A 6,179-nucleotide genomic window follows, 5' to 3' on the forward strand; every position below is an offset into this window, starting at 1 on the left:
CTAAAACAAAAAATAAAATACAAAGCAGAATTATACGGTAAAACATTCGTTGAAATCGACCAATGGTTCGCTTCCACAAAAACATGCCATAAATGCGGCTTTAAAAACAACGACATAACCCTAAAAGATAGAGAATGGAATTGCCCAAAATGCAACACACAACACGAAAGAGACCACAATGCCGCAATCAACATCTTAAACGAAGGATTAAAAACACTAGAAAAACAACCTAGGGGACCTGGGGGATAGCTTAGAATATTTCTATTCATTAGAATGGATTACCTAAGAATCTCTGACCTCTACAGGTCGGAGAGGTTCAAAAATAATTCTGTCGGTAGTAAAGGTCATGCCGGTTCTGTGTACTTTACGGATTCTTCCACTGTAATAAATTGCAGTTTCACTGATAATTCTGCTTATCTGGGAGGAGCCATTAGATTGCGCGGTCAGAACAGTGAAGTATTTGACTGTAACTTTATAAATAATTCCGCCTCCATTATCGGAGGTGCTGTCTGCATGGATGGCGGAAGATTGGTAAACTGTAATTTTGTTGGCAATACTGTAGGGAATTCAGATTTTGGTGGCGGAGCAGTTTTAATTTATTATAATGGCGGTGAAGTAATAAAGTGTAATTTTACAGGAAATTCCGCTTTGTCTGATGCCGGTGCACTTTACCTTTTGAATCCGGCAGTTGTGTCAAATTGTAATTTTGTCACTAACAAGGCTTCCCGAAAGGGTGGTGCGGTTTACATGAATTATAAGGACAGGGTGGAAAATTGCATTTTTGCCGATAACTCAGCATGCTGTGGAGGGGCCATTTATTCCAATGTTGAAGGCGATGTTGCATATTGTCGCTTCACCGGAAATGACGCATCCAACGGCTCTGCAATTTATTTCAATAGTTCTTCAACAGATAAAAGAATCGCCAATTCTATTTTATTAAAAAATAGGGCGGATTCAAAGGCTTTGGATGTAAATATAAATGAAAATAAGATTACAATTACTTTTAAAGGATGTAATAACCTGTTAAATGCCATCTATTCACTTGAAAGTGTCAGCTTTACAAATGTGACTTATTGGGGTGAGGATGGTGTGATGAACACTGATGAGGGCAGGTACCGCATGTCTGATGGTGAATCCGGTCAAAATATTGCTGTTGGAGTCATTGTCGATGATGTCGTTGTTTTAAAGGATGTTAAAGTCACAGACGCTGACGGCAAGGTAGTTTTAGATATAAATCCCCGTGAAAACTATCTAATCGGCATTTACCATGATTCCGATTCATACTACACACACTCCGAAAGGATAATTTCAGACATGAAATTCTATGTCAATGTCACATCCCAGACAACTAAAAACAGGATAGTCAACATCACCGCAAAATCCAACATTTATGGCGAGGTCCTGCGCAATAAACTGCAGTTCATCCTCCAAAACGGCAATTCAATCGCTGCAAATTATGCCGGCGATGGAATATGGTGGGCAAGATATGCATTTGATAATTGTGGCGATTATAATGTGGGCGCATCATATGATGGATTGGATAATGTGACCGTCGCCAATGCCACCATAATAATCAATAGGGCAGAAACAGAACTTATTGCAGCTGCAATAACTGCGACCTATAACGTAAATAGGAATCTGGTCATCACATTGAAGGACTGCAACGGATATATTGTGCCTGGCGTTGGCGTATCGGTTGATTTGAATGGCCACAAAATATTCACAACCGATGAAAAGGGTCAAATAAAGCTTTCAACTGCAGGTCTGGCTCCCAAAACCTATGCTGCTAAAATCGCTTTTGCGGGAAACAATAACTACCTTTCATCATCCTGCAATGTCAGGATCGTCATCAAAAAGGCAACTCCAAAGTTAAATGCCAAAAGGAAAACATTCAGGCAATCCGAAAAAGTCAAAAGGTATGGTATTGTCTTAAAGAGCAATGTTGGAAAAGGAATTGAAAGAGCTCAAGTTACTCTCAAAATAGGTAAAAAGACCTACAAGGCGAAAACCAATGCCAAAGGCAAGGCAACCTTCAAAATCAAAAAACTTACCAGAAAAGGAACATACAAGGCAACAGCAACCTATAAGGGAAATCGATTCTACAATGGTGTGGTGAAAAAAGTTAAAATAACTGTCAAGTAATTTGCTTCACCATTTTACTTTTTTTTAGATTGGCCGTCAGCAATCCAACTGTTTTTAATATTTTATTCATTTTCTATAATATATGCTTAATATTTTAGCTAGTTTTAAAGGCATCTATGAAAATAATCAAGGCTAAAAGTAATTTAGTGGTAGCTCGGTCTGGGTCCCCAAAGAGGTTTTGCACTTTTTTTCATTCCATCTTAATTTCGCATCGGAATATATGTACATTTTAAATATCTGTTTTACACATAATTTAAATAGAATATAAAATAGCATGTTTTAAGGAGGTGAACCTATGGTTGGAGCAATTGCAGTTGCAATATTGTTCCTGATTGTTGTTGCGGCATGCTGCTCCAGTGATAGCAGTTCAAATGGCGGCACCACTAAAAGGAATGTTTCAAATCAAAATAGAAGCACAGCTAACCAATACAATTACCCAGCATATTGTGAATGTCCCTCATGCGGGGCACCGTACTATGACGGCTACTGCGAGGAATGCGGATATCCGGACATCAATCAGGGATGGATTGGTGAGAATTACTGATTTCACTTAACTCATTCCATATTATTTTTTAAGTTAATGCATATTGAAATCATGTTGGTTTAAAATATATTGTCACATGATTTTTGCCATTCTGATTGAAGAGTTATTTTAAAATTCATAAGTATCATAATTATCATCTATTCGATTATTTATTTTATGTTTTGAAGTGAAAAGTATTAGAATAAATTATCATTATTTCATTTTAAACAATACCTTTATATACAAGTTAAAACATATTTAGTATTAGGCAAGATGCAGTCGCTATTTTTTTTAAAGTTGCATATTTGTCTCAACCATCAAACCAAGAGGTACAAGTTATGTCTGAAGAGAAAAAATTCGATAATGAAAACGGAACTCCGGAAAAATTGCCCTTTGCAAAAAATGAAGTGGTCAAACTGATGAAGAGGAATCTTGACTCAGACAAGATGATACGGGAGCAGGTCAAAGTGGAGATGAACAGGTTTCTCTACAGCATTCTATGTGAGGTCTGCAGGCAGCTGAATGACTATCCATACACTACCATTGACTATGGAATGTTCAAGGAATGCATCTATCCATACACAAACATCAAAAAAATCAACCAGGAAAAGGAAAGGATCCTGATGCATCTTGACGCCATCAAGGCAGACTGCGATGCATTGGCAATGGATGTTGAAAAATCCTTAAGGATTAAGGATACATCTCAAAGCGACTCAATAGTCGATTTTTCAATTGATGAATAATCCTTTTTTTTATTGAGGTTAAAACGCTGACTTTGCCCTAATCCTTCTTAAATCTTTTTTTCATCTTGTATTTTTCAGTTGTTCAATGATGCTGGAGATGCAATGCTCGTGGTATTGGCGGAGCCATTGGATCATCCTTGAAAAAAGGTATGGTTGGCGTTGCTGTCCTATTTTTTTTCAATAGGTTAAGTTTATATATTATCATAAAGTTAATATAATGTGAATAAGATGGAGATTTTACTATGGATGATGAAACATTAAAAACCTACGCTTATGTGAATATCAGCTCTTACCGCGTTAAGGCCGTGAAAGCATTGAAAGGCCAAGTGAAGATTCCAACCCAAATCGCAAAAGATACGGGTATTAGAAAAAATCATGTCTCAAAGGTTTTAAGGGATCTTAAAGAGTCTGGAGTTGCTGAATGTATTAATGAGGAAGCTAGAAAAGGACGATTATATCGCCTTACCAGCATGGGTGATGAGATAGTTGACAAATTGGATTAGTTGATAATTTTTGTGGCAAATTAGCCATATTTGATTCCATATTAACTTGCAAAAGCAAAAAACAAGAAATTCATCATTACTTTAAATGATGAGAATGGAAAACTGTCAAAAATGCAAAACTAAGCTTAACTGCTAAAAAATTAATCAAAAAGACAAAAAACAAACAAGAAAGGAAAAGCCACATTCAAAATCAATAAAAATAAAAAAGGCAAATACAAGGCTAAAATTTAATTTTCAGCCAATCAGTACTACAACAAGGCAACTTGGACTGTTAAAATCGTAATCAAGTAATTGCTTCGGCAGTTGCTTGCATTTTTTTTATATTTTGTGTAAACTCCATGGAATGGCGAATTTGGGAAATGTTATATAATAATTCAAATAGAATACTATTCAGTTAAACTAGATTTTGGTGAAATTAATATGAGGTTCAAGAGGATATTCATGCTCATCTGCCTGCTTGTCTGTCTGTTTGCAATGGCAAGCGTATGTGCAGGTGAGGCAAACGATACGGAAATTTACAGTGAAAATAGTTTGGAAATCAATCAGCCGGCGGATGAGGTAGTCTGTATGGACGATAAAGCAGAGCTTGCTTTACCTCAAAGTGATGAAATTTTAACTTCAAATTGGCTGTCATTTCAACAGCTGAACGATGCAATCAACGACAATAACGAAAGTGAAATCAATTTAACCGGAGACTATCGTTGGGCCTATGAAGAGGATTTGGAAAGCGGAATCGTAATCAGCCGTGATTTAATCGTTAACGGAAACGGTCACATTATAGATGGTAATAAGGATGCCCGCATTTTCTATGTTGCAGGAGGCAATGTGGTATTTAAAAATATAACCTTTAAAAACGCCTTCTTTCTGGAAGAGGGTGGGGCTATTTACGGAGGGTCTGCTGTAAACTGTACCTTCATTAATAATACTGGATTGATGGGAGGTGCCATTTATGAGGGATCTGCCCGTGACTGTACTTTTGTTGGAAATACTGCAGATTTGGGTGCGGGTGGTGCCATTTTTAGGGGCTCTGCTATTAACTGTACATTCATTGATAATACTGCAACTTATGAGGGAGGTGCCATTTATGAGGGCTCTGCTGTTAACTGTACCTTCAGTGGAAATTCTGCACAATATTATGGCAATGCCATGATGAAGGGTTATAGGCTGAACTGCATCGCTCAGAGTGATGACGATTATTATAAAACCGAAAATATGCTTCTTTTCTGGGATGTGGATAATTTCACTGCCGAGTATGGCTCCGGCAAAACCTTGCCCATCAAATTAAGGAATCAAAAAAATGATTTGATAGGTTTAATTGACTATGATGTTGTTGTTCAAGAAAAGGATGTTGAAATCAGGAGATATCATTGTTTAAGCAATGATGATTTGGCTCTTGATTTGGAAGTGGGCAGTTATGTGGCCAGGATTGTTGCAACATATCCGGGATTAGAACAAACCGCAGCAAAAAACATCACCCTGAAAGTCACCAAGAAAGCACCAAAGATTGAAGTGGCGGCCAGTGATGTGACCTATCCGGATGAGGTTGTCGTCACTGTCAGGTCTGATGTCAGTGGAGAATATATTGTGAAAGTGGCAGGTATGGCCAAAAATGTGACTCTTGTTGCAGGTGAGGCCAGAAACGTTACCTTCAGCGGTTTGGCTGCAAATGAAAATGGCTACATTGTCAATGTGACTCATGAAAGTGAAAATTATTCCGGTGTAAATGACACTATACTCGTCAAGGTTAAAAAAGCCAGCACCGTATTGTCCGCAGATGCAGTCACTGCAACCTATAACATAAATGAGGACTTGACAATTACATTGAAAGACGCCAAAGGCAATCCTGTATCTGGAGCTGATGTAGCCGTTGACTTTAACGGCGCCAAAACATTTGCTACCATCATCGATGGCCAGGTAAAAGTTTCAACCGTTGGCTTGGCTCCTAAAACCTATGATGTAAAGATTACCTTTGAAGGAAACGCCAACTATCTTGGATCTTCTGCCAGTGCCAAGCTCACAGTCAGGAAGGCAGATTTGAAGATAACCGCCAAAAAGAAAACCTACAGGGCAGACAAAAAGACCAAGAAGTTCACAATAACACTAAAGGACAATGCAGGAAAACCAATCAAAAACGCTAAGGTCAGATTGATGGTCAAAAAGATTGCAAAACAGTCCAAGAAGAAATCAAGTAAAAAATCAAAATCCGACAGGAAGAAAAACTTCGCAAAAACAAACAATAAGGGCAAGGCCACATTCAAGGTATTGAAA

General features: G+C 37.8%; 6 protein-coding genes. All 6 read left to right on the plus strand.

The features are described from left to right. On the plus strand, positions 1-249 hold a 249-nt coding region (locus ACJMLO_RS06900), incomplete at its 5' end, for a zinc ribbon domain-containing protein (RefSeq protein WP_405295235.1). A gap of 24 nt (positions 250-273) precedes the next feature. Next, positions 274-2,142 (plus strand): hypothetical protein, encoded by a 1,869-nt coding sequence (locus ACJMLO_RS06905; RefSeq protein ID WP_405295237.1) that lies wholly within the window; start codon positions 274-276, stop codon positions 2,140-2,142. Between the two features lie 295 nt (positions 2,143-2,437). Further along, positions 2,438-2,686, plus strand: coding sequence for a hypothetical protein (locus ACJMLO_RS06910; protein ID WP_405295239.1), 249 nt, complete (start codon positions 2,438-2,440; stop codon positions 2,684-2,686). Positions 2,687-3,003: 317 nt separating this feature from the next. Then, entirely contained in the window at positions 3,004-3,408 is a 405-nt protein-coding gene (locus ACJMLO_RS06915) for a hypothetical protein (RefSeq protein WP_405295241.1), read from the plus strand. A gap of 242 nt (positions 3,409-3,650) precedes the next feature. Next, complete coding sequence (locus tag ACJMLO_RS06920; RefSeq protein WP_405295243.1) at positions 3,651-3,911, plus strand: winged helix-turn-helix domain-containing protein; 261 nt, start codon at positions 3,651-3,653, stop codon at positions 3,909-3,911. 420 nt (positions 3,912-4,331) lie between these two features. Then, positions 4,332-6,179, plus strand: a 1,848-nt coding sequence (locus ACJMLO_RS06925) for a pectate lyase-like adhesive domain-containing protein (RefSeq protein WP_405295245.1), incomplete at its 3' end; no start/stop codon positions are given.

This window comes from Methanobrevibacter sp. (assembly GCF_045120835.1).
Lineage (GTDB): Archaea > Methanobacteriota > Methanobacteria > Methanobacteriales > Methanobacteriaceae > Methanocatella.